26 protein-coding genes are annotated in these 25373 nt (G+C 67.9%); 16 read left to right on the plus strand and 10 right to left on the minus strand.

The genetic code is table 11. The annotated features are described in order from the left end of the window. The first annotated feature begins 71 nt into the window (after positions 1-71). Positions 72-695: a DUF4126 domain-containing protein gene (locus JK358_RS19295; protein WP_201949127.1), complete on the plus strand. Its 624-nt coding sequence runs from the start codon at positions 72-74 to the stop codon at positions 693-695. A gap of 19 nt (positions 696-714) precedes the next feature. Here JK358_RS19295 and JK358_RS19300 read toward each other — a convergent pair whose 3' ends face one another. Next, on the minus strand, positions 715-1302 hold the full coding sequence (locus JK358_RS19300) for a helix-turn-helix domain-containing protein (protein WP_201949128.1): 588 nt from the start codon (positions 1300-1302) through the stop codon (positions 715-717). Between the two features lie 90 nt (positions 1303-1392). Between JK358_RS19300 and JK358_RS19305 the strand changes: the two genes are divergently transcribed. From JK358_RS19305 to JK358_RS19315, 3 genes are all read left to right on the plus strand, one after another. Next, positions 1393-2457, plus strand: a complete 1065-nt coding sequence (locus JK358_RS19305) for an alpha/beta fold hydrolase (protein ID WP_201949129.1) — start codon at positions 1393-1395, stop codon at positions 2455-2457. A 45-nt stretch (positions 2458-2502) separates the two neighbouring features. Next, entirely contained in the window at positions 2503-2778 is a 276-nt protein-coding gene (locus JK358_RS19310) for a hypothetical protein (RefSeq protein ID WP_201949130.1), read from the plus strand. A 278-nt stretch (positions 2779-3056) separates the two neighbouring features. Next, positions 3057-3263: a DUF397 domain-containing protein gene (locus JK358_RS19315; RefSeq protein WP_201949131.1), complete on the plus strand. Its 207-nt coding sequence runs from the start codon at positions 3057-3059 to the stop codon at positions 3261-3263. On the opposite strand, the gene JK358_RS19320 is transcribed toward JK358_RS19315, so the two are convergent. Then, the gene (locus JK358_RS19320) at positions 3226-4158 is read right to left on the minus strand and encodes an RDD family protein (protein WP_201949132.1); all 933 of its coding nucleotides are present in this window, start codon (positions 4156-4158) and stop codon (positions 3226-3228) included. The genes JK358_RS19315 and JK358_RS19320 overlap by 38 nt on opposite strands. Positions 4159-4227: 69 nt before the next feature. Here JK358_RS19320 and JK358_RS19325 point away from each other — a divergent pair, with 69 nt between their 5' ends. Continuing rightward, positions 4228-4659, plus strand: coding sequence for a group II truncated hemoglobin (locus JK358_RS19325; RefSeq protein WP_201949133.1), 432 nt, complete (start codon positions 4228-4230; stop codon positions 4657-4659). Between the two features lies 1 nt (position 4660). On the opposite strand, the gene JK358_RS19330 is transcribed toward JK358_RS19325, so the two are convergent. Continuing rightward, positions 4661-5653 carry a heme o synthase gene (locus tag JK358_RS19330; protein ID WP_201949134.1) on the minus strand — a complete coding sequence of 331 codons (993 nt, stop codon included), beginning with the start codon at positions 5651-5653 and terminating at the stop codon, positions 4661-4663. 442 nt (positions 5654-6095) lie between these two features. Here JK358_RS19330 and tkt point away from each other — a divergent pair, with 442 nt between their 5' ends. The 7 genes from tkt (at position 6096) to JK358_RS19365 (ending at position 15045) form a co-directional block, all read left to right on the plus strand. Then, a complete protein-coding gene (gene tkt / locus JK358_RS19335) occupies positions 6096-8240 on the plus strand; it encodes a transketolase (protein ID WP_201949135.1) in 2145 nt (714 codons plus the stop codon). 5 nt (positions 8241-8245) lie between these two features. Continuing rightward, the gene (gene tal / locus JK358_RS19340; protein ID WP_201949136.1) at positions 8246-9376 is read left to right on the plus strand and encodes a transaldolase; all 1131 of its coding nucleotides are present in this window, start codon (positions 8246-8248) and stop codon (positions 9374-9376) included. 2 nt (positions 9377-9378) lie between these two features. Further along, a complete protein-coding gene (zwf, locus tag JK358_RS19345; RefSeq protein WP_201949137.1) occupies positions 9379-10944 on the plus strand; it encodes a glucose-6-phosphate dehydrogenase in 1566 nt (521 codons plus the stop codon). Next, positions 10941-11849 (plus strand): glucose-6-phosphate dehydrogenase assembly protein OpcA, encoded by a 909-nt coding sequence (gene opcA / locus JK358_RS19350; RefSeq protein WP_201949398.1) that lies wholly within the window; start codon positions 10941-10943, stop codon positions 11847-11849. The genes zwf and opcA overlap by 4 nt, the downstream gene beginning before the upstream one ends. After that, complete coding sequence (pgl, locus tag JK358_RS19355; protein WP_201949138.1) at positions 11842-12576, plus strand: 6-phosphogluconolactonase; 735 nt, start codon at positions 11842-11844, stop codon at positions 12574-12576. Before opcA ends, pgl begins: the two co-directional genes overlap by 8 nt. 123 nt (positions 12577-12699) lie before the next feature. Then, positions 12700-13494 carry a hypothetical protein gene (locus JK358_RS19360; RefSeq protein ID WP_201949139.1) on the plus strand — a complete coding sequence of 265 codons (795 nt, stop codon included), beginning with the start codon at positions 12700-12702 and terminating at the stop codon, positions 13492-13494. A gap of 405 nt (positions 13495-13899) precedes the next feature. Then, on the plus strand, positions 13900-15045 hold the full coding sequence (locus JK358_RS19365; RefSeq protein ID WP_201949140.1) for an FG-GAP repeat domain-containing protein: 1146 nt from the start codon (positions 13900-13902) through the stop codon (positions 15043-15045). 65 nt (positions 15046-15110) lie between these two features. Here the strand turns inward: JK358_RS19365 and JK358_RS19370 are convergent, their stop codons facing one another. Continuing rightward, the gene (locus tag JK358_RS19370) at positions 15111-15623 is read right to left on the minus strand and encodes an SgcJ/EcaC family oxidoreductase (RefSeq protein ID WP_201949141.1); all 513 of its coding nucleotides are present in this window, start codon (positions 15621-15623) and stop codon (positions 15111-15113) included. A 177-nt stretch (positions 15624-15800) separates the two neighbouring features. Between JK358_RS19370 and JK358_RS19375 the strand changes: the two genes are divergently transcribed. Beyond that, positions 15801-16184 (plus strand): DUF5313 family protein, encoded by a 384-nt coding sequence (locus JK358_RS19375; RefSeq protein WP_201949142.1) that lies wholly within the window; start codon positions 15801-15803, stop codon positions 16182-16184. Here the strand turns inward: JK358_RS19375 and JK358_RS19380 are convergent. Together JK358_RS19380 and JK358_RS19385 are read right to left on the minus strand one after the other, a co-directional pair. Next, positions 16168-16842: a YoaK family protein gene (locus JK358_RS19380; protein ID WP_201949143.1), complete on the minus strand. Its 675-nt coding sequence runs from the start codon at positions 16840-16842 to the stop codon at positions 16168-16170. The genes JK358_RS19375 and JK358_RS19380 overlap by 17 nt on opposite strands. A gap of 24 nt (positions 16843-16866) precedes the next feature. Next, positions 16867-17814, minus strand: coding sequence for an alpha/beta fold hydrolase (locus JK358_RS19385; RefSeq protein ID WP_201949399.1), 948 nt, complete (start codon positions 17812-17814; stop codon positions 16867-16869). 72 nt (positions 17815-17886) lie between these two features. Here JK358_RS19385 and JK358_RS19390 point away from each other — a divergent pair, with 72 nt between their 5' ends. Genes JK358_RS19390 through fadD8 form a run of 3 tightly spaced genes read left to right on the plus strand, consistent with a single transcriptional unit; the run spans position 17887 to position 21611 of the window. Further along, positions 17887-18735, plus strand: a complete 849-nt coding sequence (locus JK358_RS19390) for an SDR family NAD(P)-dependent oxidoreductase (protein ID WP_201949144.1) — start codon at positions 17887-17889, stop codon at positions 18733-18735. A 34-nt stretch (positions 18736-18769) separates the two neighbouring features. Beyond that, entirely contained in the window at positions 18770-19963 is a 1194-nt protein-coding gene (locus JK358_RS19395; RefSeq protein ID WP_201949145.1) for a thiolase C-terminal domain-containing protein, read from the plus strand. Positions 19964-20006: 43 nt separating this feature from the next. Then, entirely contained in the window at positions 20007-21611 is a 1605-nt protein-coding gene (gene fadD8 / locus JK358_RS19400) for a fatty-acid--CoA ligase FadD8 (RefSeq protein ID WP_201949146.1), read from the plus strand. Positions 21612-21639: 28 nt separating this feature from the next. On the opposite strand, the gene JK358_RS19405 is transcribed toward fadD8, so the two are convergent. The 4 genes from JK358_RS19405 to JK358_RS19420 form a co-directional block, all read right to left on the minus strand. Further along, complete coding sequence (locus JK358_RS19405; RefSeq protein WP_201949147.1) at positions 21640-22326, minus strand: DUF1361 domain-containing protein; 687 nt, start codon at positions 22324-22326, stop codon at positions 21640-21642. A gap of 115 nt (positions 22327-22441) precedes the next feature. Then, a complete protein-coding gene (gene secG / locus JK358_RS19410) occupies positions 22442-22675 on the minus strand; it encodes a preprotein translocase subunit SecG (RefSeq protein ID WP_201949148.1) in 234 nt (77 codons plus the stop codon). A 133-nt stretch (positions 22676-22808) separates the two neighbouring features. Beyond that, on the minus strand, positions 22809-24416 hold the full coding sequence (locus tag JK358_RS19415) for an MFS transporter (RefSeq protein ID WP_201949149.1): 1608 nt from the start codon (positions 24414-24416) through the stop codon (positions 22809-22811). A gap of 230 nt (positions 24417-24646) precedes the next feature. Beyond that, positions 24647-25279 carry a TetR/AcrR family transcriptional regulator gene (locus JK358_RS19420; RefSeq protein WP_201949150.1) on the minus strand — a complete coding sequence of 211 codons (633 nt, stop codon included), beginning with the start codon at positions 25277-25279 and terminating at the stop codon, positions 24647-24649. Between the last annotated feature and the right edge of the window lie 94 nt (positions 25280-25373).

Genomic DNA, 25373 nt, shown 5'->3' on the forward strand with positions numbered 1-25373 from the left:
CGAGGGCGGCCGGGCGTGGACTCGGCGGTTCAATGTCGGCACGGCTCGAACCGGGGCGGCACACTGGTGGCATGGAGATCACGTCGGCCGTCGCGGCGGTCCTCGGCGCTTTCGGCCTCTCCGGGGCGGCCGGGCTCAACGCCTGGCTGCCCCTGCTGGCGGTCGGCGCCGCGGATCGGTTCGGCTGGATCGAGCTGGGCGATGCCTACAGCTGGCTGTCGTCGACTCCCGCGCTGATCGTGCTCGCCGTGGTCTTCCTGTTCGATCTCGTCGGCGACAAGATCCCCGCGATCGACTCGGTGCTGCACGGTTTCGGCACGCTGGTGGCTCCGGCCTCGGGTGCGATCCTGTTCGCGGCCGAGACCAGCCTGTCGTCACAGCTGCCGCCCGCCGTCGCCGCCGTTCTCGGCGCGGTCACCGCGGGCAGTGTGCACGCGGGACGTTCGGTGGCGCGGCCGTTCGTGACGGGAACGACCGGGGGCGTGGGGAATCCGGTGGTGTCGACCGCCGAGGACGGCACCTCGCTCGCCCTCACCGTGCTCGCGCTGGCGGTGCCCGTGGTCGCCTTCATCGCGGTGGTGATCCTGCTGATCGTGATGGGCTGGTTGGCATTCCGCGCGGCGCGATGGCTACGCGGCAGGCGGGGCCGCCAGGATCGGACGGATCCGCAGGGCTCGGCCGCTGTCGACCGGTAATCCCTGTCGTCGTTGTGGATCAGTGGGATTCCGGGTGGTCCGCGCGGACGTGCGCACGAATTCCGTGCTGGCCGAACAGGATCAGGAGTTCGACGGCGCCGCCGTCGGCACTGCCCAGCCAGTGCGGGAGCGAGGTGTCGAACTCGGCGGCTTCACCGGCGGGAAGGACGAGGTCGCGTTCGCCGACCACCAGCCGCAGGCGGCCGTTGAGGACGTACAGCCATTCGAAACCGTCATGGGTTTTCAGCGCGGGTTCGAGCGGTTGCGGCTCGGCGGGGATGATCATCTTGAAGGCGTGCACCCCGCCCGGTCGGCGGGACAGCGGCACGAAAACCATGCCCGCGCGTCGGATGGGCTTCAGGTGGATGCGGGGATCGCCGGTGCGGGGCGCGCCGACGAGCTCATCCAGCGGAGTGTCGTAGGCGCGGGCGAGCGGGAGCAGCAATTCCAGCGTCGCGCGGCGTTGACCGCTCTCCAGCCGTGACAGCGTGCTCTCCGATACGCCGGTGCGCACGGCGAGATCGGCGAGCGTGATGCCGCGAGCGCGGCGCAGGGCGCGCAGCCGGGGGCCGACCGCGTCGAGCACCTCATCGGTTTCTCGGTCCATGCGACCAGCTTGCCAAAACCGCAAGAACGCGTGCCACCGCACGCGGGCGGGGGAAACACTGGGGCACATCCCGACCCGGAGGTAGCGCCCATGACCAACGCCCCTGCCCGCACACACCGCGATTCACCGGTGCCCCCGGCGAACCGGCAGGCAGCACGACCGAGCCGCCTCCCGCGCGCTGCCCGTGCGGTCGTCACCCTCGCACTTGCACTGCTGACAGCTCTGGGCTGCTCCCCGGATTCGGCCACGCCCGCCGCTCCCGCCTACGCCGCCGCCACCCAGGGAGATCCGCGGTTCGAGAACACCTTTCGGCACGAGTTCGCCGAAATCGACGGCGTTCGAATGCATTACGTGACCGGTGGCAGCGGTTCACCCGTGGTGCTGATCCACGGCTGGCCGCAGACCTGGTACGGCTGGTGGCCGATCATGCCCGCGCTGGCCGAACACCACACGGTGTACGCCGTCGACCTCCCCGGTCTCGGCGACAGCGTCGGCTCCCCCACCGGCTACGACAAGGCGACGCTGGCCCGCTACGTGCACTCCCTGATCGCCGACCGGCTCGGCATCCAGGACGCCCGCGTGGTGGGCCATGATTTCGGAGCGGCGGTGGCGTTCCAGTACGCCAGCGAATTCCCGGCCGACACCGCCCGCCTCGGCTACCTCGACCTGCCGCTGCCCGGCCCGGCGATCGACGCCGCCACCTACCGGAATATGAGCTGGCACATCGCCTTCCACACACAGCGCCGAGTACCGGAGGCAGTGGTCGGCGACGACGTCCGCGAATACCTGGCCCTGTTCTATCCGCAAGTCTCCTACGGCGGCACAGCTTTCGGCGGAACCTCGACCCGCTCCCCGTTCACCGACGCCGAAATCGATGAATTCGCACGAACATACAGCCGCCCCGAAGCCCTGTCCGCCGGCTTCGAGCTCTACCGCGCCCTGGACCAGGACGTCCGCGACACCACCGCCGCCGCCACGACCACCGTTCCCACCCTGCTCATGACCGCCCAGGGCCAACTCGACCCGGTCCGAGCCACTCTCGCGCCCCGCGTCACCACCATCGTGCGCGCGGTCGACGTACCGAATGCCGGACACTGGCTCGTCGAAGAGAACCCACAATTCGTCACCGCGGAGCTCCTACAGTTCCTCGATTGATCGCTGGCGCGGCACAACACACTCCGATGCAGAATACTTCGACAGATGTCCGCCCCCAGCCTGTTCGACACCCCGGCCCTACACCGACTCCGCGACAGCGAGCGGGTCCTGATCGCCGGGGCACGCGGCGGCTTCGACCTGCTCAGCGGCTTGCCACTGGCCTTCGCACTGCATGAGAGACAGAAGACGGTCTTTCTCGCGAACCTCACCTTCACGCCTGTCACCCGCACCGACGCACCGCAGGTCGCACCGGGGGTATTCGCCGTCGACGCCGCCACCACCGGCTCGCCCGCCTACTTCCCCGAGAGGAGGTGTTCCTGATCCGCAAAGGCGGCCCCGCGGATGTGGCCGCCGCGTACTCATGGCTCGCTCGCGAACTCCGCCTGGATGCCCTGGTCCTCGTCGGCGGCGGCACGGACCTTGGCGTGGACCTTCGACCTCGACGCTGTAGCCACCCGAGTCCGCTACAGCCCCGAGTTAGCCGACGCCACAACGCCCTTCGAGGTAGCCGCTGCCATCGAGGCGTTCCGCGCCCGCATACCCCTACGCCCCAGACGAACCATCCCGGCCTGAGCGCACTACCTCGATCAGCATTCGAAATGGTTCGGCGGCTTCACGTTCGATGCTGGTTCAAATCGTCGAAGAGCCCGTCTCAGGACGCCTGCGTCGAGATTGCCTGGCTCAGTTGCGCCGGGCATGTGGGGGTGCGAGATTCGAAGGATCACTCAGGCGCCGCACTGGTTTTCGGGGCGGCCGAGTGGGGTCGGTTCAGTGCTGCACTTCGGTCAGGGCGATTCGATCTTTGACTGTGGTGCGGTCGCGGCGGCGGACTACCGCCAGGCCGGCGAAGGTGATGTAGAGGTCGCCTCGGGAGCGGATTTCGGCGGGGAGGGTGTTGCCGATGCCCACCACGTCGCGGAGGGTCGGGGGTTGGCCGTCGCTGGGGCGGATTTGGGTGAGGCCGCAGAGGAGTTGGCCGAGGGTGGAGCCGAGCAGGGCTGGGAGGATCACCAGTTGGAGGGGCATGAGGGTCCAGAAGGCTGTTGCCATGGCCGCCTCGTGGGATGTGCCATCGAGGAGTACGGCGGCGGCCAGACCTAGGGCGGGGGTGAGGAACATGATGAGGACGACGTCCAGGGCGGTGGCGGTCGCCTTGCGTAGGTCGCGGGGGGACGGGTAGCGGGGGTCGCCTTCGGCGCCGTGGTATTCGGGGGGTGTGGTGGGGTCGTGGTGGGTGGTGGGGTCGGTTCGGTAGGCGGCGAGGTCTCGGGTGCGGACGACCACGAGGTGGGGTGCGAGGGTGTGGATGCCGCGAATTCGGAAGGGGTGCTTGGGGTGTCGGATCATGGCGCGTGCGATGTCGCGAATGCGGGGGCGGGTCGCGTCGGCGCAGCGGACGACGGTCAGACCGCAGAGGAGTTGGCCGATACTGGCTCCGGCGATACTCGGCAGCAGGAAGAACTGTGCGAAGACCAGAAACAGCAGGATCGGGTAGCCGATCAGCGTCTCGGCCGGTCCGCTGTCGAGTTCCGCGATCAGCAGCCAGAGCACGCCGAAGGTGGCGGCGAGGATCGATACCACGTCGGTGACGCCCGCCAGGACGCTGCGTAGCCTGCGTGGTGACGGGAATCGTGGATCCCCGTCGGCGCCAAGGTAATCCGTGCGCGCCGGGACTCCGCGCGCTCCCCCTCCGAAATTCACCGCGCCATCATGCCACGGTGGCTACTCTGGGACGAGCCCGGTCACCGCGCCTCAGGAACGAGTCGAGCCATGGTGAGTCTGTTCGAGTTCGCCGGGGGCGATGACGCCCTGCATCACCTCGAGGAAATCTTCTACGACAAGGCCCTCGCGGATCCCGTACTGCGCGAGCTGTTTCCGGAGCGGGTTCCCACCTATGTGGATCACCTGACCTGGTTCACCGCTGAATCCTTCGGCGGCCCGGCCCGTTTCACCGAGGAGCTGGGGTTCGCGTACATCATCGAGGTGCATCGCGGGCTGAAGATCACCGATGAGCAGCGGCAGCGGTTCGTCGACGTCTACCTCGCCGCGCTCGACGAGGCGGGCCTGCCGAACGACGAGAAGTTCCGCACCGCCATTCGGGAGCACATCGAATTCGGTTCCCAGGTCGCGCAGCAGAATTCGCACGCCGAGACCGACGCCGAACTGCATCCGCTGCGCGAGGTGCCCCACTGGACCTGGTAGGTCAGCTCCAGCCGAAGAGGGTGTGGCCGATGGTGTCCCAGCCCAGCACCGAGTCCACCGCCAGGCCGCAGAACACCACGGCCAGGTAGTTGTTGGACTGCAGGAACAACCGCAGCGGCTTCACCGATTCGCCCTTGCGGACGCCGGAGTAGAGCTGGTGGGCCATGAGCAGGAACCACGCGCCCGCCACCAATGCCGTTGCGGCGTAGATGACTCCGGAGGCGGGAACCAGGGCGAAGGTGGCCAGCACCGTGAGCCAGGTGTAGATGACGATCTGCTTGGTGACCGTCTGCTCGGTGGCCACCACGGGCAGCATGGGGACGCCCGCCGCGCGGTAGTCCTCCTTGTAGCGCATGGCCAGCGCCCAGGTGTGCGGCGGCGTCCAGAAGAAGATGACCAGGAACAGCACGATCGCCGGCCAGCCGATATTGCCCGTCACCGCGGACCAGCCCACGAGCGCGGGCATGCACCCGGCCGCGCCGCCCCAGACCACGTTCTGCGAGGTGCGCCGCTTCAACCCGAGGGTGTAGACGAACACGTAGAAGAGGATGGTCGCCACGACCAGCGCGCCACTGAGCAGATTCGCCTGCCACCACAGCCAGGCGAAGGACGCCAGGCCCAGCACCACGCCGAAGACGAACGCGTTGCGCGTCGGCACCGCCTCACGGGCCAAGGGCCGCTTGGAGGTTCGCTTCATCACCTTGTCGATATCGGCATCCGCGACACAGTTGAGCGTGTTCGCGGACGCCGCGCCCATCCAGCCGCCGAACAGCGTGGCCAGGATGAGGCGGATGTCGACGTGGCCGCGGTCGGCCAGCAGCATGGTGGGGATGGTCGCGACGAGCAGCAGCTCGATGACGCGGGGTTTGGTGAGCGCGATGTAGGCGAGTACCCGGCGCGTCACTGTCGACAGCACGCCGTTGCCCGTCACGCGGTCGGCCAGCACCGTTCCGGTGGAGCCGTGAGCCCCGCCGGGTTGTTGCCCAATCCGCACTGTTTCTCCTCGCACGCCGTGCAGTCGATCCGGTCCTAGGAACTAGCAGCGCGCTCTTTCCGCTCGTCGAAGAGCTTTCAGCCCTGCTCGTTACGGAGTCAGGGCCCAGTGCGGCGCGGCCACTACTACACAGAATGGTAGACCCCGCTCGACCGTGGTCTCGTCCAGGTCCGGGTTGGATACGCCGGTCGCGTCGCGCCGGTCACATCGGCGGGGGCTGTTACATGCTCGAGCCGAGGGCATCCGAACTGTCACGAACAGGTCCGCGCGCGGTCACGAGCGGCGACACGTCGGCCGGTGAACGCGGGTTCCGTTCCGGCCGCGATCGAGCGACCTTTAGGGTGGTCGGTGTATCGGTGCGCCTGTCGCACCGGTGATCCACCGCAGCGAACTACCCGCCGCCCACAACCGCATTGTCGACAAGGTCAGGAGAACCTCGGTCGTGTCAGTCACAGACGACATCCGCGCGCTCACTCAGCCGAACCACCCCGCCGACTGGACCGAATTGGACACCAGGGCCGTCGACACGGTTCGTGTCCTGGCCGCCGACGCCGTGCAGAACGCCGGCAACGGACATCCCGGCACCGCAATGAGCTTGGCGCCCTTGGCCTACACCCTCTACCAGCGCGTCATGCGGTTCGATCCGAGCGATCCGCACTGGGTGGGCCGCGACCGCTTCGTGCTGTCCTGTGGACACTCGAGCCTCACCCAGTACATCCAGCTGTACCTGGCGGGTATCGGCCTGGAACTCGACGATCTGGTCAACCTGCGCAAGTGGGGTTCGCTGACCCCGGGTCACCCGGAGTACCGCCACACCGACGGCGTCGAGATCACCACGGGCCCGCTGGGTCAGGGTCTGGCCTCGGCGGTCGGCATGGCGATGGCGGCGCGGCGCGAGCGGGGCCTGTTCGATCCGGCTGCGGCACAGGGCGAGTCGCCGTTCGACCACTTCGTCTATGTGATCGCCTCCGACGGCGACCTGGAAGAGGGTGTCACCTCCGAGGCGTCCTCGCTGGCGGGTACCCAGCAGCTGGGCAACCTGATCGTCTTCTACGACGACAACCGCATCTCCATCGAGGACGACACCCGCATCGCCTTCACCGAGGATGTGGCCGCCCGCTACCGCGCCTACGACTGGCACGTCGTCACCGTCGAGGGCGGCGAGAACGTGACCGCGCTCGAGGCCGCCGTCGCCGAGGCGCAGGCCGTCACCGACAAGCCGTCGATCGTGATCGTGCGGACCATCATCGGCTACCCGGCCCCCAACAAGATGAACACCGGCGCGTCGCACGGCGCCGCGCTGGGTGCCGACGAGGTCGCCGCGACCAAGAAGATCCTGGGCTTCGACCCGGAGAAGAACTTCGAGGTCGGCGACGAGGTCATCGCGCACACCCGCCGTCAGGCCGCCGACCGCGGCCGCGACGCCCGCAAGGCGTGGCAGCAGCAGTACGACGCGTGGGCCTCGGCCAACCCGGAGAACAAGGCGCTGTTCGATCGCCTGCAGGAGCGCCGCCTGCCGCAGGGCTGGGCCGAGTCGCTGCCGACCTGGGATGCCGACCCGAAGGGCATGGCCACCCGCAAGGCGTCGGGCGCGGTGCTCGCCGCGCTCGCGCCGGTGCTGCCGGAACTGTGGGGCGGCTCGGCCGACCTCGCCGAATCCAACAACACCACCATGCCGAACGTGCCGTCCTTCGGCCCGGAGGAGATCTCCACCGCGCACTGGAAGGCCAACCCGTACGGCCGCACCCTGCACTTCGGTGTGCGTGAGCACGCCATGGGCTCGATCCTGAACGGCATCGCGCTGCACGGCCCGACCCGTCCGTACGGTGGCACCTTCCTGGTGTTCTCCGATTACATGCGGCCCGCGGTGCGTCTGGGCGCGCTCATGCGCACCCCGGTCACCTACGTGTGGACGCACGATTCCATCGGCCTCGGCGAGGACGGCCCGACCCATCAGCCGATCGAGCACCTGGCCGCGCTGCGCGCGATCCCGGGTCTGAACGTCGTGCGCCCGGGTGACGCCAACGAGACCTCCTACGCCTGGCGCACCATCCTCGAGCGCGACTCCGCCGAGCGCGAATCGCACTTCCTGGTCTCCGAGCCGCCGCATCAGGACGGCCCGTCCGCGCTGGCCCTGACCCGCCAGGATCTGCCGATCCAGGAGGGCACCAGCTACGAGGGCGTCCGCAAGGGCGGTTACATCCTGGCCGAATCCTCCACCGGCACACCGCAGGTGATCATCATCGCCACCGGTTCGGAATTGCAGCTCGCGGTGAACGCCCGCACTACGCTGGAGGCACAGGGCATCGGCACCCGCGTGGTGTCCATGCCGTGTGTGGAGTGGTTCGACGCGCAGGATCAGTCCTACCGCGACGAGGTGCTGCCGCCTTCGGTGAAGGCGCGGGTCTCGGTGGAGGCCGGTATCGCGGTGCCGTGGTACCGCTTCGTCGGCGACGCCGGTGAAATCGTGTCCATCGAGCACTTCGGCGCCTCGGCCGACTTCAAGACGCTGTTCCGGGAATTCGGCATCACCGCCGACGCCGTCGTCGCCGCTGCCACCCGTTCCCTCGACAAGGTGAAGGGATAAGCCTCATGACTCAGAACACCAACACCGCCGCGCTGAGCGCCGCCGGTGTCTCGGTGTGGCTCGACGACCTCTCGCGCGAGCGCATCAAGTCCGGAAACCTCAAGGGCCTGATCGATTCCCGCAATGTCGTCGGTGTCACCACCAACCCGACCATTTTCCAGGGCGCGCTGTCCAAGGGCCACGACTACGACGCGCAGGTGCGCGAGCTCGCGGCCCGCGGCGCGGACGTGGATTCGGCCATTCGCACCATCACCACCGATGACGTGCGGGCGGCCTGCGATGTGTTCGCCGAGGTCTTCAAGGAGTCCGGCGGCGTCGACGGTCGCGTGTCCATCGAGGTGGATCCGCGCCTGGCATTCGACGAGGACGGCACGGTGGCCCAGGCCATCGAGCTGTGGAAGATCGTGGACCGCCCGAATCTGTTCATCAAGATTCCGGCCACCGAGGCGGGCCTGCCCGCCATCACCCGCGTGATCGCCGAGGGCATCAGCGTGAACGTGACGCTGATCTTCTCGGTGCAGCGGCACATCGCGGTCATGGGCGCGTACCTCGACGGTCTGCTCAATGCCAAGACCGCCGGGCACGATGTCGCCAAGATCCATTCCGTCGCTTCGTTCTTCGTGTCCCGCGTGGACTCCGAGATCGACAAGCGGCTGGAAGCCATCGGCACACCCGAGGCGCTCGCGCTGCGCGGCAAGGCCGGAATCGCCAACGCGCGCTTGGCCTATGGCGCGTACCTGGACGTGTTCGACGGCGGCGAGCACACCTCGCTGTACGCGCGGCTGTCCTCCTCGGACGCGAACAAGCAGCGGCCGCTGTGGGCGTCGACCGGCGTGAAGAACCCGGAGTACCCGGACACCATGTACGTGACCGAGCTGGTCGCGCCCAATACGGTGAACACGCTGCCGGAGAAGACCCTCGAGGCCGTCGCCGACCACGCCGAGATCACCGGGGACACCATCACCCCGAATGTGGCCGACGCGCAGCAGGTCTTCGACGCGCTCACCGCCGTCGGCATCGACCTCGACAATGTTTTCCAGGTCCTCGAGGAAGAGGGCGTTCAGAAGTTCGTCCAGTCCTGGGAAGAGCTGCTCACTGCCACCACCGAGCAGCTGCAGGCGGCGGGAGGCAACTGACGGTGGCAACCGGCGCGGCGACGACGGTCACGACGGGGAACAATCCGCTTCGCGATGGACGCGACAGCCGAGTTCCCCGCATCGCTGGCCCGTGCAGCATGGTGATTTTCGGGGTGACCGGTGACCTGTCGCGGCGCAAGTTGCTGCCGGCCATCTATGACCTGGCGAACCGGGGGCTGCTGCCCCCGGGCTTCGCCCTGGTCGGGTTCGCCCGGCGCGATATGAGCGATGACGACTTCGCTCAGCTCGTGCACGAGTCGATCAGCTCCTCCGCACGCACCCCGTTCCGGGAGGAGGTGTGGCAGCAGCTCAAGGAGGGATTGCGTTTCGTCCAGGGCACTTTCGAGGACGAGGACGGGTTCCACCGGCTGGCCACCACCCTCAAGGATCTGGACCGCGATCGCGGCACCGGCGGGAATATCGCCTTCTACCTGGCGATCCCGCCGACCGAGTTCCCGGTGGTGCTGGATCAGCTCTCCAACAACGGTCTGGCACAACCGACTCCGGAGGCGGGGCAGCCCGCGCCGTGGCGGCGGGTGGTGATCGAGAAGCCCTTCGGGCACGACCTGAAGAGCGCGCAGGATCTGAACGCCCTTGTGAACCGGGTGTTCCCGGAGCGCACGGTGTTCCGCATCGATCACTATCTCGGCAAGGAGACGGTGCAGAACATCCTGGCGCTGCGGTTCGCCAACCAGCTCTGGGATCCCATCTGGAACGCCAACTATGTCGACCATGTGCAGATCACCATGGCCGAGGACATCGGATTGGGCGGGCGCGCAGGCTATTACGACGGTATCGGCGCGGCCCGCGACGTCATCCAGAACCATCTGCTGCAGCTGCTGGCGCTGACGGCGATGGAGGAGCCGGTGAGCTTCCAGCCCAAACAGCTCCAGATCGAGAAGATCAAGGTGCTGTCGGCGACGAAACTGCTTGCACCACTGGACGAGACGACAGCGCGCGGGCAGTACACCTCCGGCTGGCAGGGCAGTGAGCCCGTGGTGGGCCTGCTGCAGGAGGAGGGCTTCGACCCGAACTCGAAGACCGAGACCTATGCCGCCATCACCCTCGCCGTGGAGACGCGGCGCTGGGCGGGGGTGCCGTTCTATCTGCGCACCGGAAAACGCCTGGGCCGCCGCGTCACCGAGATCGCGGTCGTGTTCAAGCGGGCCCCGCATCTGCCGTTCGACCAGACCATGACCGAGGAGCTCGGGCAGAACGCGCTGGTCATCCGGGTGCAACCGGATGAGGGCATCACCATGCGATTCGGGTCCAAGGTGCCCGGCTCGTCCATGGAGGTGCGCGATGTGAACATGGACTTCAGCTACGGCGAAGCCTTCACCGAGGACTCCCCCGAGGCGTACGAGCGGCTCATCCTGGATGTGCTGCTGGGTGTGCCGTCGCTGTTCCCGGTCAACGAGGAGGTCGAATTGTCCTGGCGCATCCTCGATCCCGCACTCGAGCACTGGGCCGCGCACGGCAAGCCCGACCCGTACGAGGCGGGCACCTGGGGTCCGGATTCCGCCGACGAGATGCTCGCGCGCAGCGGGCGGGAATGGCGGCGACCGTGATCATCGATATGCCGGATACGGATACCCGCGAGGTATCCAAGCGGCTCGTCCAGCTGCGCGAGGCCAATGGCGTCGTCACCATGGGGCGCGTGCTCACCCTGGTGGTGTGCACGCTGGACAGCTCCGAGGCCGAGGACGCCATCGACGCGGCCAATGACGCCAGCCGCGAACACCCCTGCCGTGTCATAGTTCTCGCGCGCGGGGACCGCACGGCAGACACCCGCCTGGACGCCCAGATCCGGGTGGGCGGCGATGCCGGGGCGGCCGAGGTGATAGTGCTCCGGCTGCAGGGCGATCTGGTCGCCCACGAGGCGAGCGTGGTCATCCCGTTCCTGCTGCCCGACACCCCCGTGGTGGCGTGGTGGCCGCGCGGCGCGCCGGAGTTCCCGGCCAAGGATTCGGTCGGCAAGCTGGCCACGCGCCGCATCACCGACGCGACCTTCGCGCACGATCCGCAGGCCACCATCAAGAAGCGGCGCAACTCCTATTCCCCCGGTGACACCGATCTGGCGTGGAGCCGGATCACCTACTGGCGGGCACTGCTGGCGGCGGCGCTGGACGAGGCTCCGTTCGAATCGGTTGAGTCCGTGTCGATTTCGGGTCTGCACGATGAACCCGCGCTCGACATGCTGGCAGGCTGGCTGGCCGCGCGGCTGGACTGCCCCGTGGTGCGGCGCACCGGTGAACTCAAGGTGGAGCTGGTACGCCCGACGGTGTCCATCTCCATCGCGCGACCGCAGCTGGGCCGCACGGCCACGCTGACCCGCACCGGCGAGCCCGATCAGCGCTTCGCCCTGGCCCGCCGCGAAACTCGCGACTGCCTGGCCGAAGAGCTGCGCCACCTCGACGCCGACGATATCTACGCCGAGGCGCTCACCGGAATCGAAAGGGTCACCTATGAGTAAGCCCGCCGTCGAAACCTTCACCGGCACAGACGCTCTGGTCGAAGCGGCGGCGGCGCGGTTCGTCGCCGAGGTCGTCGAGGCGCAGCGCCTGCGCGGCTCGGCCTCGGTCGTATTGACCGGCGGCGGCACCGGCATCAAACTGCTGGAGCTGGTGCGGCAGGCCCCCGGTGACATCGACTGGTCAAAGCTCGACATCTTCTGGGGCGACGAGCGTTTCGTGCCCACCGGGGATCCGGACCGCAACGAACTCCAGGCCCGTGCAGCGCTGCTGGACCATGTCCCGGTGGATCCCGCGCGCGTGCATCCCACCGAAACCTCCAGCGGCGACTACCCGGATCCGCTGGAGGCCGCGGGCGAGTACTCGGCCACCGTGCACTCGCATCTGGCCGAGCACGGCGCGTTCGATCTGCATCTGCTCGGGATGGGCGGTGAGGGACACGTGAATTCGCTGTTCCCGCATACCGCCGCGACCCGCGAGGAGCACGAACTCGTTGTCGCGGAGACGAATTCGCCCAAGCCGCCGGCGGTGCGCATCACGCTGACGCTGCCCGCCGTGCGCAAGTCCCGCCACGTCGTGCTGATCGTGTCCGGTGAGGCGAAGGCCGCCGCGGTGGCCGCCGCACTCAATGGGGCCTCGCCCCTGGACATCCCCGCCGCGGGCGCGATCGGCCTCGAGTCGACCACCTGGTTGCTGGATGAGGCCGCCGCCGCGGATCTGCCGCACTAGACACCCTCGCACGCACGGTCGCAGCGCCGCCGAACTCGCGTAGTCCGCTACTCGCGTTCGGCGGCGCTGCCGTTTCTACGGTGATCTCAGCGCCGAACGGTTCGGCGCGCGAGGGGCACGATCATGATCGACATCATCACGTTGCGCGGCACCGGGGAACAGCGCAATTACGACGGCACACCTGCGGGAATGCTGCACGACATCGCCAAACTGCTCGATACGGACAAGTTCTCCTGTTTCGAGCCGGTCTGGCCCGCCGCCATCGGACCGACACCGGATCTGTGGGGGCCGTCCATGGCCACCTCGGTGCGGATCGGTGTCGCGGCCGGGGTGAAGGCCATCCAGGATTCGCCGAATGTGTGCGGATTGCTGACCTACTCGCTGGGCGGGATCGTCGGCAACAAGATCCTCGAAGGGGCGCGCTCGGGGCTGTACAAGAACGCCAACGGCACCCCGCTCGAGATCGCCTTCACCGTCAACGTCGCCAACCCCATGCGACGGGCCGGAGAATCGGTGGGGAATCTGTGCCCGCCGAATCTGTTCGGTCTGCACGGCCAGCGCGGACAGTGGCCGATCGGCATCGATGTCCTCGAGTACGCGAATCCGAACGACATCATCTGCGCCTCCCCCGCCAATTCACCGCTGCGGATCATCGACGTCGGCATCGAACCGTTCTCGTTCATCGAAGGCGCGCGGATCGGCAACGTCACCCCGCTCATCTTCAACGAGCTGCTGCAATTCCTGCAGCACGACCCGGTGGCCAATTTCGAGCGTTACTCGACGGCCGTGCGCGGAGTGCTCGGATATCTGACGCCGTGGCCCGACGGGGAGCACGTGCGCTATTCCGCGCACACCATGCCGGGCACCAGCACAGTGTGGACGACACACGCCGCCGAATACCTGAACGCGAACTACTGACGGCCCCGGCTCCCCGCATCGCCAGGCCCGGCCGAGTCGGGTTCTTCCGGTGGCACGATCCGGTGTTCATGACGCACGAGGCAGATATCAGCGCCGTCATCCTGACCATCGAGGAAGGCTGGACGGCAGTCGACTGGAGTGTCGCGTACAGCAGTGCGATCGAGATGCGCGCCAAGCTGTTCGAGGAGAACACCGTCGTGCGGCGGAGTTGCCGACCGCGAATCATCGCGCACGGCACCAATGTTGGCCGCACGGGATTCACTTCCGGCAGTGTGCACGAGCGGGCGCGTACGGTGTCCGGCAATCGGCCGAATTGCCGTCAAGCGCGAATCCTGCTGTTCAGGGGTGTCTTAGAGTCCGTGTCCACCACCGGATGGTGGTACACCCCGACACAGGAATACCCTTATGCGCGTTCAGTTCTCCCGCCGCCTGTTCACCCTCGCGGCTGCCTTCTCGGCGCTCGTCCTCGCACTACCCGCGACCGCCGCAGCCGCGGGAACCATCGATTTCGCACCGAAAGTCGATTCGCCCTCCGGCGGGTCCTTCCCCTCCTGGGGGCCGGGTCCGTCACCGATCGGCATGATCGGCGCGGATTTCACCGGCGATGGCATCACCGATGTGGTGGCCGCCGATTTCGGCGGTGACGGCCCGATTCTCATGGCGGGCAAGGGCGATGGCACCTTCGCCACCGGCACCCGGGTCGGTTCCGTCGGTCTCGGCTTCGGCGCGGTCGGCGCCGGGGATCTCAATGGCGACGGCAAAACCGATGTGGTGGCTCAAGCCTGGACCACCATCGTCATCTTCCTCAACAATGGCAACGGCACCTTCAAGGTGGGCGAGAAATACACGACTCTCGAAGGCGCACAACAGCAGGTGATCGTCGCCGATGTGAACGGCGACGGGAAACCCGATGTGCTGAGCCTGGTGCCGCTCGGCGTGAAATCCTGGCTCGGCAAGGGCGACGGCACTCTGAAAGCCGGTGACACCGCCCTGATCGCGGGGACCTCGGCCGCCTTCACCGTCGGAAAATTCAACTCCGACAACAACATCGACCTCGCCATCAACAATGATGTGCTGCAGCAGGTGGAGATATTCACCGGCAACGGCGACGGCGGCTTCAGCCGCAAGGGCTCGAGCACCAGCGGATTCATCACCGAGGATGTGCGCGCCGCCGATTTCAACGGCGACGGCATCGACGACGTGGTGACCGCCGACTCGTTCTCCTTCAGCACCACGGTCCTGATCTCCAACGGCCAGGGCGGATTCAAGGCCACCAACCGCGTCAACCTCTCCGGCCTCGGCCCCACCTCCATCGCCGTGGGCGACTTCGACCGCAACGGCACCGTCGACGCGGCCATGTCAGCGGTACTGAGCTCGACCATGGTCGTATTCAGTGGCGCGGGTGACGGCAAGATCAGCAAGGTGGGCGAGTTCAGCGTCACCTCGCAGCCGCAGACCCCGGTCATCGCCGACTTCGACCGCGACGGCAAGGTGGATATCGCGGTGGCGGGCAGCGCCAACGCCGTGTCATTCCTGAAGAACCTCGCCTGACCCACCGCCGGGCCGTCTGCGGCGGCCCGGCTCCCCTGCGGCAGGCGCGCCGAAGGACATTCGGTCTACGGGCGGACCAGGACCGGGCGCGAGGGCTGCGGACGGTGGACGGCGGCGCGGCGGGTGCGCCATTGGACGAAGCGGCCGAACAGTTCGAGGGAGCGGCCGTCGGAGGGGACCGGGCGGACGCGGGTGTTGTGGAAAGCCTGCACCTCCCAGCCGACCGGGGTCCGGCGCAGGACCCAGGTGTTGCGGGAGAGACGGCGCTTCGGGGTGCCCTGCTGCCAGGCGAAAAGTACTGCGCCGGTGGCGTGCACGAGGGCGATGTCGTCGGTGAGGAAGCGGACGGATTCGATGCCGCCCTCCAGGCGGGTGCCGTAGAGCAGGGTGCGGAAGAGTTGGGCGTGCAGGTCACGGATGGCGTCGCGGCCGTGCAGGCGGGTGCCGTCGAAGACCACATAGTCGGCGTCCACGGCGAATTCGGCGGCGTAGGCGTCGGCGTCGTTGCGGGTCCAGGCGTCGGTGGTGCGGTCGATGAGCTCGCGGATGCTGACCTCGTCGGCGCTGCGATCGGACATCGGGTGAATCCTTTCCGGAAGAAGGCTGCTACCTCCATGGTTTCGCCGAAATCCGCGTGCGGCATCGGGATTCACCCCGAGTCACCCCTGATTCCCGAGCAGACCATAGATCGGACCTATGCATGGGTAGGTACGTGCCCGCTACCGGTGCGTTCGCCCGCGCGCGATGGTGGCGATATGACATCGACGACACGTCGGCGGCCCACTCCCCTCCAGTGGCTCGGCTACGCCTGCGGGCGGCGCCTGCCGGATTCGATGCAGGACTGGGTACGCAACGACCTCACCGGAAAACACAACTACGCACGGCATCTCATCCGCGGGATGGCACCGTTCACTCCCCTGTTCGTGGCATTCATGAGCTTCCCCGGCGCACTGTGGCTGCGGTGCGCGATGACCCTGCTCGCGCTGATCCTCGCCCTGTTCTACTGCTCGGCCTACCGCGACTTGAACCGGGCGCACCGGCTGGTACAGCACGGGCTGCCCGCGGATCTGGAGAGCCCGGCCCGGATGCGGGAGCACGCCCTCGAACGAGCGGTCTACGCCGCTAACCATCCCCACTAGCGACCGACCCCGCCTGACCCGCAACCAGCACCGCGGCGGCGGTGATCAGCAGGGCAGGCAGGACGAAGCCCCAGTCCGGGAAGGAAAGCGCCACCGCCAGACCGAACCCCGCCCCGATCACCAACGCCCCGATCCGAGCGGCCGCCCACGGATCCACTGTTCGGTCCGCGGCCATATCACTGAAGAATCGGGTGAACGTGCTCGTCAGATAGGTGGTCGGCGACGACGAGTCCGCCGCCATGACCGTCGCGGACTGCACGCCCATGGCCAGCGACGCCAGGATCAGCACCAGGGTCCGGGCCAGCTGATTGCCGGACAGCGCGACCGCCACGGCGAGAGCCCCGACAAGCAGCGCCTCGACCATCAGACACTGCGAGATCCGGCGAATCCGATGGGCGTCATCGCCCCGGCACCAGCGGGCCGCACCGAGCACGGCCAGCAGATATCCGCCGATGACCGTGAGCGGGCCCGACACCGTCGTCGCCGAAAAGACGGTGGCCACGCCGAGCAGGACGAAATTGCCGGTGAGGACACTCGCGAATACCTGGCCGTGACAGGCGAATATCAGCGCATCCATTGCGCCTGTCGCGGCGGTCAGCAGGATCAGTGGCGAAAGCCCGCCCGGAAACCGCAAGCTACCTGCATGTTTCATCGGCATGCCTGCCACCGTATCGACGCCGGTCTAGAGTTCCAGGGATTTCAGGCTGGTGAGCAGGAAGTCGTTCACCGCGTCCGTGGCCTCGAGCTGGACCAGGTGGCCCGCCGCCGGAACCTCCACCACGGCACGCAGATCGGTGACATTGGCGCGCAGGGTGGCGAGGGGGTCGCGGCCGCTGAAACCCTCCATGTCGGGGTCCTTCTCGCCGTAGAGGAAGAAGGTGGGGACGGTGATCTCGGCGTCGGCGTAGTCGGCGGTGAGTTCCCAGTTGCGGTCCAGGCTGCGATACCAGTTGAGACCGCCGGTGAAGCCGGTGCGTTCGAATTCGGTTGCGAGGGTGTCGAATTCGGCTTCGCTCAGCCACGGCCAGGGGAAGGCGGGGGCGTCGGGGAGCACGTCGAGGTAGCCGAGGCCGGGCGGATTCTTCCAGGTGTCCAGGTAGTGGTAGTCGGCGCTGAGCGAGTAGTAGACGCGGGCCAGGAATTCGCGCGGGCGGGCCGCAAGTTCGGCGTCGGCGACGCCGGGCTGCTGGAAGTAGGACAGGTGCAGGAAGTGGCGTTCGGCCGCGCGCGTCCAGAAGTGGGAGGGCGCTTTGGGCGGGCGCGGGGAGAACGGGTTGTTCAGGACGGCGATGGCGGCCACGCGGTCGGGTGCGCGCAGGGACAGTTCCCACACCAGCTGTGCGCCGAAGTCGAGTCCGACGAAGACCGCGCGCTGCGCGCCGATGTCGTCGAGCAGGGCCAGCAGATCGCCCACGACGGCCTCGTTGGTGAAGGATTCGAGGTCGGCGGGCGACTCTGTGCGACCGTATCCGCGCAGGTCGGGGGCGATGGCGTGGTAGCCCGCGGCGGCCAGGGCCGCGACCTGGCGATGCCACATGAACCCGGTGTGCGGGAACCCGTGACAGAACACGACCGGATACCCGTCACCCTGTTCGGTGACATGCATCCGGATGCCGTTGACTGCCACCATCCGCTGGGTCGATTCCACTACCGCCTCCAATTTCTAGAACACGTTCTTATTTCACGGTAATGTCCAGAGGTCGTGAGCGAAATACCCAAGATTCTGGCCGGACGGGTCGCGGTGGTGACCGGCGCGAGCCGCGGTATCGGCAAGGGCATCGCCCTGGAACTGGGCGCGGCCGGGGCGACCGTGTACGTCACCGGGCGCACCACCACGGCCGGGCACCTGCCGGGCACCGTCGCGGCCACCGCCGCCGAGATCGACGCACTCGGCGGGACCGGCGTGCCGGTGGTGTGCGATCACCACGACGACGCCGCGGTGGAGAAGCTGTTCGCGCAGGTGCGCGAGCAGCACGGGCGACTCGACGTGCTGGTCAACAATGTCTACAACTCCCCCGCCGCGGCCCGCTGGCTCGGACGCAAGTTCTGGGACGTACCCCCGAAGGCATGGGACGAGACCTTCGACATCGGCGTGCGATCGCATTATGTGGCAACGGTTTTCGCCGCGCCGCTGATGATCGAAGGTGACGGGCTGATCGTCAACGTGTCCTCGCCCGGGGCCGAACGGTATATGCACAACGCCGTCTACGGCGTGGGCAAGACGGCCGTCGATCGACTCACCGCCGACTTCGCGCACGATCTCGCCGATACCGGCGTGACGGCGGTATCGCTGTGGCCCGGCATCGTGGATACCGAACTGCTGCAACTGGTTCCGGCCGACGACCAGGGTAGGCGCATTGTCACGCTGCCCGGTGAGGGCAGCTACGACCTCGCCGACGCCGAATCGCCGCGATTCCCCGGCCGCGCCGTCGTGGCGCTGGCCGCCGACCCGGATCGCCGCTCACGCACCGGAAAGCCTTGGAAGGTCGCCGATCTCGCCGAAGCCTACGGATTCACCGACCTCGACGGCCGCATTCCGCGCGCCGACTGACCGAATAGTCCCGACAGACAAAGGAGTACAACCTATGCGCCGCGCTTTCATCGTGGGCGTCAACATGACACCGTTCGTCAAGATCGGTTCCCGCGAGTGGACCTATCCGGAGATGGTCGGCGAGGCCGTCCGCGGTGCGCTGGGCGATGCCGGAATCGAGTACAGCCAGGTGCAGCGCGCCGCGGCCGGCTACGTGTTCCAGCCGTCCGCCGCGGGGCAGCGCGCACTCTACGACGTGGGGCTGACCGGGATTCCGGTGGTGAACGTCAACAACAACTGTGCAACCGGATCCACCGCGCTCATGCTGGCCCGGGAATGGGTGGCCGCCGGGCTGGTCGAGGTGGCGCTCGCCGTCGGCTTCGAGCAGATGACCAAGGAGGCCATGGCGGGCCCGGCGACCAAGCCCAAGGCCACCACCGTGGACGCGCACCTGGGTGTCATGCGCGGGCAGTACGACTTCAGCAACGCGCCCATCACCACGCAGTTCTTCGGCAATGCGGCCATCGAGCACATGAAGCGGTACGGCACCACGCCGGAGCAGCTGGCGGCGGTCGCGGTGAAGAACCACGAGCATTCGACGCGGAATCCGTTGGCGCAGTTCCAGGATGCGTACACCCTGGAGCAGGTGCTCACCGACAAGGCGGTGCACGGGCCGCTCACCCGCTCGCAGTGCTCGCCCATGTCCGATGGCGCGGCGGCCGCGGTCGTGGTGAGCGAGGAGTTCGTGCGGGCGCACGGGCTCGAGGCGCAGGCCATCGAGATCCTGGCGCAGGAACTGGCCACCGACGACGGGACCTCCTTCTCCACCGGGTCCATGATCGATGTGGTGGGTGCGCCCATGACCCGCGCGGCGGCCTCGAAGGTGTTCGCCACGGCCGGAATCGGTGTCGCCGATGTGGACGTGATCGAGCTGCACGACTGCTTCAGCATCAACGAGCTCATCACCTACGAGGCGCTGGGCCTGTGCGGCGAGGGTGAGTCCGGTGCGCTGGTGGAGTCGGGCGCGACCACCTACGGCGGCACCTGGGTGGTGAATCCGTCGGGCGGGTTGATCTCCAAGGGGCATCCGCTGGGGGCGACCGGCCTGGCGCAGGCCACCGAATTGTCCTGGCAGCTGCGCGGACTCGCGGGCGAGCGGCAGGTGCCGGGCGCGCGGACCGCGCTGGCGCACAATCTGGGCCTCGGCGGCGCGGTCGTCGTGAGCCTGTACGCGGCGAACACGCTGTGAGACATCCGACAACCGATATCGACCGCAGAGAGTGGAAAGTGCAATGACCACAATCGATCCCGATACCCGCCTGCGGCTGCCCGTGCACAATGGGCACGCGCTGCTCGCCGGACTGCGGCGGCACAGGAAGGCCCCAGTGCTCACCCTCGGTGACAGCATCCTCACCGGCGCGGACGTGCTCGACGCCATCAGCCGCTATGACGCGGCGTTCGAGGCGCACGGTCTGGTCACCGGGTCGCCGGTCGGCATTCTGGCGCTGAACCGGCCGGAGGTGCTGTTCACCATCGCGGCCGGGCAGATTCGCGGACAGCGGCGTACCGCGCTGCATCCCATCGGCGGGCTGGATGATCACGCCTACGTGCTCACCGACGCCGGAATCACCACGCTCATCCTGGATCCCGTGCCGGCCTTCGTACAGCGGGCACGCGACCTGGTGGATCGGGTGCCGACACTGACCAAGGTGCTCACGCTGGGACCGGTGCCGGACGCGCTGGCCGATGTGGGCGTCGATCTGATCGCGGCCGCCGACTCGTTCGAGCCCCGGCCCATCGAGGCCACCGATCTGCGGCCCGACGACGTCATCTCGATCAGCTACACCGGCGGCACCACCGGCAAGCCCAAGGGCGTCATCGGCACCGCGCAGACCATGTCGGCCATGACGCAGATCCAGCTCTCGGAGTGGGAGTGGCCGAAGCGGCCGAAATTCCTGATCTGCACGCCGCTCTCGCACGCGGGTGCGGCGTTCTTCCTGCCCGTGGTGGTGCTGGGCGGGCAGTGCGTGGTGGTGCCGCGCTTCGACGCCGGAGAAGTGTTGCGCGCCATCGAGGAACACAAGATCTCGGCCACCATGCTGGTGCCGTCCATGCTGTACGCGCTGCTGGACCACCCGGATTCGAAGACGCGCGACCTGTCGTCGCTGGAGACCGTGTACTACGGGGCGTCGGCCATCGACCCGAATCGGTTGCAGGAGGCCATCGATCGGTTCGGGCCGATCTTCGCGCAGTACTTCGGGCAGTCCGAAGCGCCCATGGCGATCAGCTACCTGGCCAAGGAGGAGCACGACAAGGAGCGGCTCACCTCCTGCGGACGGCCCTCCACCGGCGTGCGGGTGGCGCTGCTCGATGCCGAGGACAATGTCGTCGCACCCGGTGAGGTCGGCGAAATCTGTGTCTCCGGAACGCTGCTCGCGGCGGGGTACCTGAACCTGCCGGAGGTGACCGCGGAAACCTTCAAGAACGGGTGGCTGCGCACCGGCGATCTGGCCCGCCAGGACGAGGACGGCTTCCTCTACATTGTCGGCCGGTCCAAGGACATGGTGGTCACCGGTGGGTTCAACGTCTTCCCCCGCGAGGTGGAAGACGTTGTCTCCGAACATCCCAAGGTGCTCAATGTCGCGGTGGTCGGCGTGCCCGACGCGCACTGGGGTGAGGCCGTCACCGCCGTGCTGGTCCTCGACAAGGAGACCGCGGCCGATCCGGCCGCCGTCGAGACCGTGACCGCCGAGATTCAGGCCGCCGTCAAGCAGCGCAAGGGTTCGGTGCAGGTGCCCAAGCATGTGCTGCTGATCGACGAACTCCCGCTCACCGGCCTCGGCAAACCCGACAAGAAGGCCCTGCGCGTGATCGCCCAGGAACGCCTCGGCCTGTGATCGGCCGCGGTACCCGGCCGGGTACCGCTCATGCCTGATCGGCGCTCGGCGGTGCGACGCGTAGGTTTCGCACCAGCCGGGCGCCCCGGCGCAGGCTCTGCACGCCCGTCTCCACGACGGCGCGAGTCACGAAGTGCCCCACCGCCGTTGCCGTGAACACCGCCGCGATGAGCAGCGGCGCCCATTCCCAGGTCAGCGCCAGCACCATTCGCTCGAGTGTGCCGCGCGGCTGCACCACCGGCTCCCAGCTGTTGAGCCGCACCCATCGCCCCAGGAAAACGCCTATGGCACAGAGGAAGTGGACGGCGATGGTGGCCACCGGCCGCCACGCCCCGAACCCGACCCGTTCCAGGAACCGCCCGAACTCGGCCAGCACCAGGTAGTACGCCAGGAACCCGGAGGCGATGAATGCCGCGTACACGGGCAGCACGGTACTCACCACCGGCCCATTGCCATTGGCCTCGATGTCATCGCGCAGATGCACCAGATCGGTCACCACATACGGCGCGTTCGGCAGGAACAGCAGCAGCAATACCGCCCCGCCCCACCACAGGGGAGACCCCGGCAACCGCCGCTCCCCCGCCTGCCCGGTCCGAAAAACCAACAGCGCCAACCCGACCGGAATCCACGCCAGCACGGTGTTCCAGACCATCCAGAACCCGTTGCGCTCCAAGACCCCCGTCAGGCTGGGCCCCACCATCTCCACAACAGCCATGGAAACAATGATGCACAGAATCACCCCGGCACGCCCGTGGTAATCGCTTCTCGCACCCAGCACAAGTCGCCCGGGCGTCGACTCCGACGCCCGGGCGAGAAAACGCTATGTCAGATCAGGCGAACTTGATCTCGAGCCCGATCCCGAGGATCGAGATGAACCAGATGGCGCCGACGAAGATCGTGAGCCGATCGAGGTTCTTCTCCACGACGGTGGAGCCCGACAGGCTCGACTGCACACCGCCACCGAACAGGCTGGACAAACCTCCGCCCTTGGCGCGGTGCAACAGCACCAGCAGCACCAGCAACACGCTGGTGATGATCAGGAGGATATCCAGGAACATCCGCATAGCTGGACAGTGTATGCGGTCGTACGCAAAGCGAGCGAATCGCACCTCCCTCGTCTCGAGGTGAATGCTGCTGCCGGCTCTCGCGGCGGCCCGCCGCGCGCTGAAGCGGGATGAGCCGCGCGAGAGCGAGTGGCTAGCGGCCGGGGCCCTCGACGGCGATGAGGTGGGTGATCTCGTCTTCGCCGATGGTGTATTGGAGGGCGGCCTGTTCGTTGCGTTCGTCCTGGGTGGTGAGGCGGACCAGATGCTGGCGCATGTGTTCGTCCCAGGAGCGGACCACGAAGGCCTCGACATATTGGTCGGCGGCTCCGACGTCGCGGTAGAGGCGCCATTCCATGGCGCCGGTGCGCTGGCGGGAGCGGCCTACCCGGGACATGGCTGCCAGGAAATCGTCGAGGACTTCCTCGGGGACGCGGTAGCGGCGCAGGACCAGGACGGGGCCGTCGGCGGGGTCGGGTTCGGTGACCAGGACGGGTTCGGGCCAGAAGGCAGCGGGGGTGAGGTCGAAGCCGGACGCGTCCTGGCGGACGGGCCACCACAGGATGCTGACCGCGCACAGTGCCAGTAGGGCGGCGGCGATGGTGAGGGCGTCCACTACGCCGAGCGCGTTGGCTACTGCGCCCCACAGCAGGGCACCGATCGCTTGGCCGCCCATGAAGACCAGGGTGTACACCGACATGCCGCGTGCGCGCACCCAGGCCGGAAGCATGAGCAGCATGGTCGAATTCAAGGTGGACATCGCCAGCGGCCAGCCGACACCGGCGACCAGGAGTGCGAGCAGGACGAGCGGTAGCTGATCCACGAGGGTCGAGACCAGGGTGGCTCCGCCGAACAGGACGGCCGACAGCAGCAGCATGCGGGTCGCGGTGAGGCGGGTGCGCAGGGCCGCGAAGGACAGTCCGCCCGCGACCGCGCCGAGACCGAGCGCGCCGAGCATGAGGCCGTAGCCGGAGGACGACAGACCCAGACGGTCGCGCGCCACCACCGGCAGCAGCGCCCACAACGCGCTCGCCGGGACGATGAACAGGATGGCCCGCAACAGGATCCGCCGGATGGCGGGTCCGGAGCGGACGAACCGGAATCCGGCGGCCAGCGCGGCGAAAGGTCGCTCGTGCGGCAGTGATTGCTCGCGCACCGGCCGCCGCCACCACAGCAGCACCGCGACCACACCGATGAAAGAGACGGCGTTCAAAGCGAATACGAATGTCGGACCGGCCAGTGAAACGAGTACACCGGCGATGGCGGGGCCGACCGCGCGAGCGCCGTTGACCGACAAGCCGTTCAAGGCCGACGCCGCCGGAATCTGCTCGCGCGCAACCAGTTCCGGCTGGATGGCCTGCCAGTTCGGCATGGTCAGGGCGGAACCGCAGCCCAGTACGAACAGCAGCCCCAGCAGCACGCCCGGGGAGGTGTGGCCGAGCGCGGTGGTCACCGCCAGCGCCGTGGCGGTCAGCGCCATGGCCGACTGCGCGACCAGCAGCAGCCTGCGCCGATCCACCAGATCGGCCAGCACGCCCGCCGGAATCACCAGCAGCATCACCGGCAGGGTGGTCGCCACCTGCACCAGCGACACCAGCAGCGCGGCATTGGGTTCGTCGACCAGCAGCCACTGCGCGCCCACGGTCTGCATCCAGGTGCCGAGGTTGGAGACCAGCTGCGCGATCCACAGCGCCCGGTAGACCTTGGAGGCGAAGGGCGCCCAGGCCGAGGTATCGACAGGCTCGGAACGTACAGCAGTCACCGCTGAGAGCTTATGCGCCCCACGCCGCCCCGCCCGGACACCCCGGCCCGATCGCAACCCACCACGCCGCCCGTCCGGTCGCCGCGCAGTCGAATTCCGTTGCGGCCGTGCGGCTCCGCAGCCGAGTAGCACCCCGGCTCGACCGTGGCAGCGCAGCCGACCACAGGCCGGGCGGCGTCACAGCGGGTTCCGGCGGCTCCGCAGCCTGGCAACGGCTCGGGCCGGTGACGCTATGGCCGGGTCTGAACCTCGGTGTGCGCCGCGTAGACGGCGAGGATGTCCTCGAGGAGGGTGAGGAGGGTGGCGTCGAAGTCGGGGCGGGGGTAGACGCCGCGGACCACGGCTTCCCCGGAGAAGAGGTAGAGCAGCATGAAGAAGAGGGGTTCGCGCTTCTCGGGCGGGAAGGCGTTGAGGACGCGGGTGTCGTCGAGGGCGGCGACGATGTCGGCGTAGTAGGTCTCGGCGATGGGGGCGATGCGGGCGCGCAGGTCGGCGTCGGAGCGGGCGGCGAGGTAGATCTCGCGCAGGGCGTGGGTGAGGGTGGACTGCTGGGCCTGCCGCAGGAAGCGCAGGGCGGTGTCGAGCGGGTTGTCCTGGGCGCCGAGGTGTTCCATGGTGAGGCGGTAGCCGTCGAGCTGGCGTTCCATGATGTCGGAGGCGGTGCGCACGATCAGGTCGAGGCGGGTGCCGAACTGGCGGAACATGGCCCCGGCGGACAGGCCGGCGCGGCCGCAGATCTCCTGCACGGTGGTGCGCTGGTAGCCGACCTCGCTGATGGCCGCGATGGTGGCGTCGACAAGTTTGCCCACGGTGGCTGCCCGGCGCTGTTCCTGGGTGCGCCGGGGGCGGGATTCGTCGGTCACGACGCATCATCCTGCCGGGTCGTGCGAGCCGGGTCGCAGCGTGGTCCGGGGTGACCGTTGACACAGTGCACAAAGCCGCCTTATTGTCTGGGAC

This window comes from Nocardia acididurans (genome assembly GCF_016741815.1).
GTDB classification, from domain to species: domain Bacteria; phylum Actinomycetota; class Actinomycetes; order Mycobacteriales; family Mycobacteriaceae; genus Nocardia; species Nocardia acididurans.

Bases quoted from the DNA above. Each gene is read 5' to 3' on its own strand.
- JK358_RS19295 (WP_201949127.1), top strand. From the start codon at position 72: ATGGAGATCACGTCGGCCGTCGCGGCGGTCCTCGGCGCTTTCGGCCTC.
- JK358_RS19300 (WP_201949128.1), bottom strand. From the start codon at position 1,302: ATGGACCGAGAAACCGATGAGGTGCTCGACGCGGTCGGCCCCCGGCTG.
- JK358_RS19305 (WP_201949129.1), top strand. From the start codon at position 1,393: ATGACCAACGCCCCTGCCCGCACACACCGCGATTCACCGGTGCCCCCG.
- JK358_RS19310 (WP_201949130.1), top strand. From the start codon at position 2,503: ATGTCCGCCCCCAGCCTGTTCGACACCCCGGCCCTACACCGACTCCGC.
- JK358_RS19315 (WP_201949131.1), top strand. From the start codon at position 3,057: ATGGTTCGGCGGCTTCACGTTCGATGCTGGTTCAAATCGTCGAAGAGC.
- JK358_RS19325 (WP_201949133.1), top strand. From the start codon at position 4,228: ATGGTGAGTCTGTTCGAGTTCGCCGGGGGCGATGACGCCCTGCATCAC.
- tal (WP_201949136.1), top strand. From the start codon at position 8,246: ATGACTCAGAACACCAACACCGCCGCGCTGAGCGCCGCCGGTGTCTCG.
- pgl (WP_201949138.1), top strand. From the start codon at position 11,842: ATGAGTAAGCCCGCCGTCGAAACCTTCACCGGCACAGACGCTCTGGTC.
- JK358_RS19360 (WP_201949139.1), top strand. From the start codon at position 12,700: ATGATCGACATCATCACGTTGCGCGGCACCGGGGAACAGCGCAATTAC.
- JK358_RS19365 (WP_201949140.1), top strand. From the start codon at position 13,900: ATGCGCGTTCAGTTCTCCCGCCGCCTGTTCACCCTCGCGGCTGCCTTC.
- JK358_RS19370 (WP_201949141.1), bottom strand. From the start codon at position 15,623: ATGTCCGATCGCAGCGCCGACGAGGTCAGCATCCGCGAGCTCATCGAC.
- JK358_RS19375 (WP_201949142.1), top strand. From the start codon at position 15,801: ATGACATCGACGACACGTCGGCGGCCCACTCCCCTCCAGTGGCTCGGC.
- JK358_RS19380 (WP_201949143.1), bottom strand. From the start codon at position 16,842: ATGCCGATGAAACATGCAGGTAGCTTGCGGTTTCCGGGCGGGCTTTCG.
- JK358_RS19385 (WP_201949399.1), bottom strand. From the start codon at position 17,814: ATGGTGGCAGTCAACGGCATCCGGATGCATGTCACCGAACAGGGTGAC.
- JK358_RS19395 (WP_201949145.1), top strand. From the start codon at position 18,770: ATGCGCCGCGCTTTCATCGTGGGCGTCAACATGACACCGTTCGTCAAG.
- fadD8 (WP_201949146.1), top strand. From the start codon at position 20,007: ATGACCACAATCGATCCCGATACCCGCCTGCGGCTGCCCGTGCACAAT.
- JK358_RS19405 (WP_201949147.1), bottom strand. From the start codon at position 22,326: ATGGCTGTTGTGGAGATGGTGGGGCCCAGCCTGACGGGGGTCTTGGAG.
- secG (WP_201949148.1), bottom strand. From the start codon at position 22,675: ATGCGGATGTTCCTGGATATCCTCCTGATCATCACCAGCGTGTTGCTG.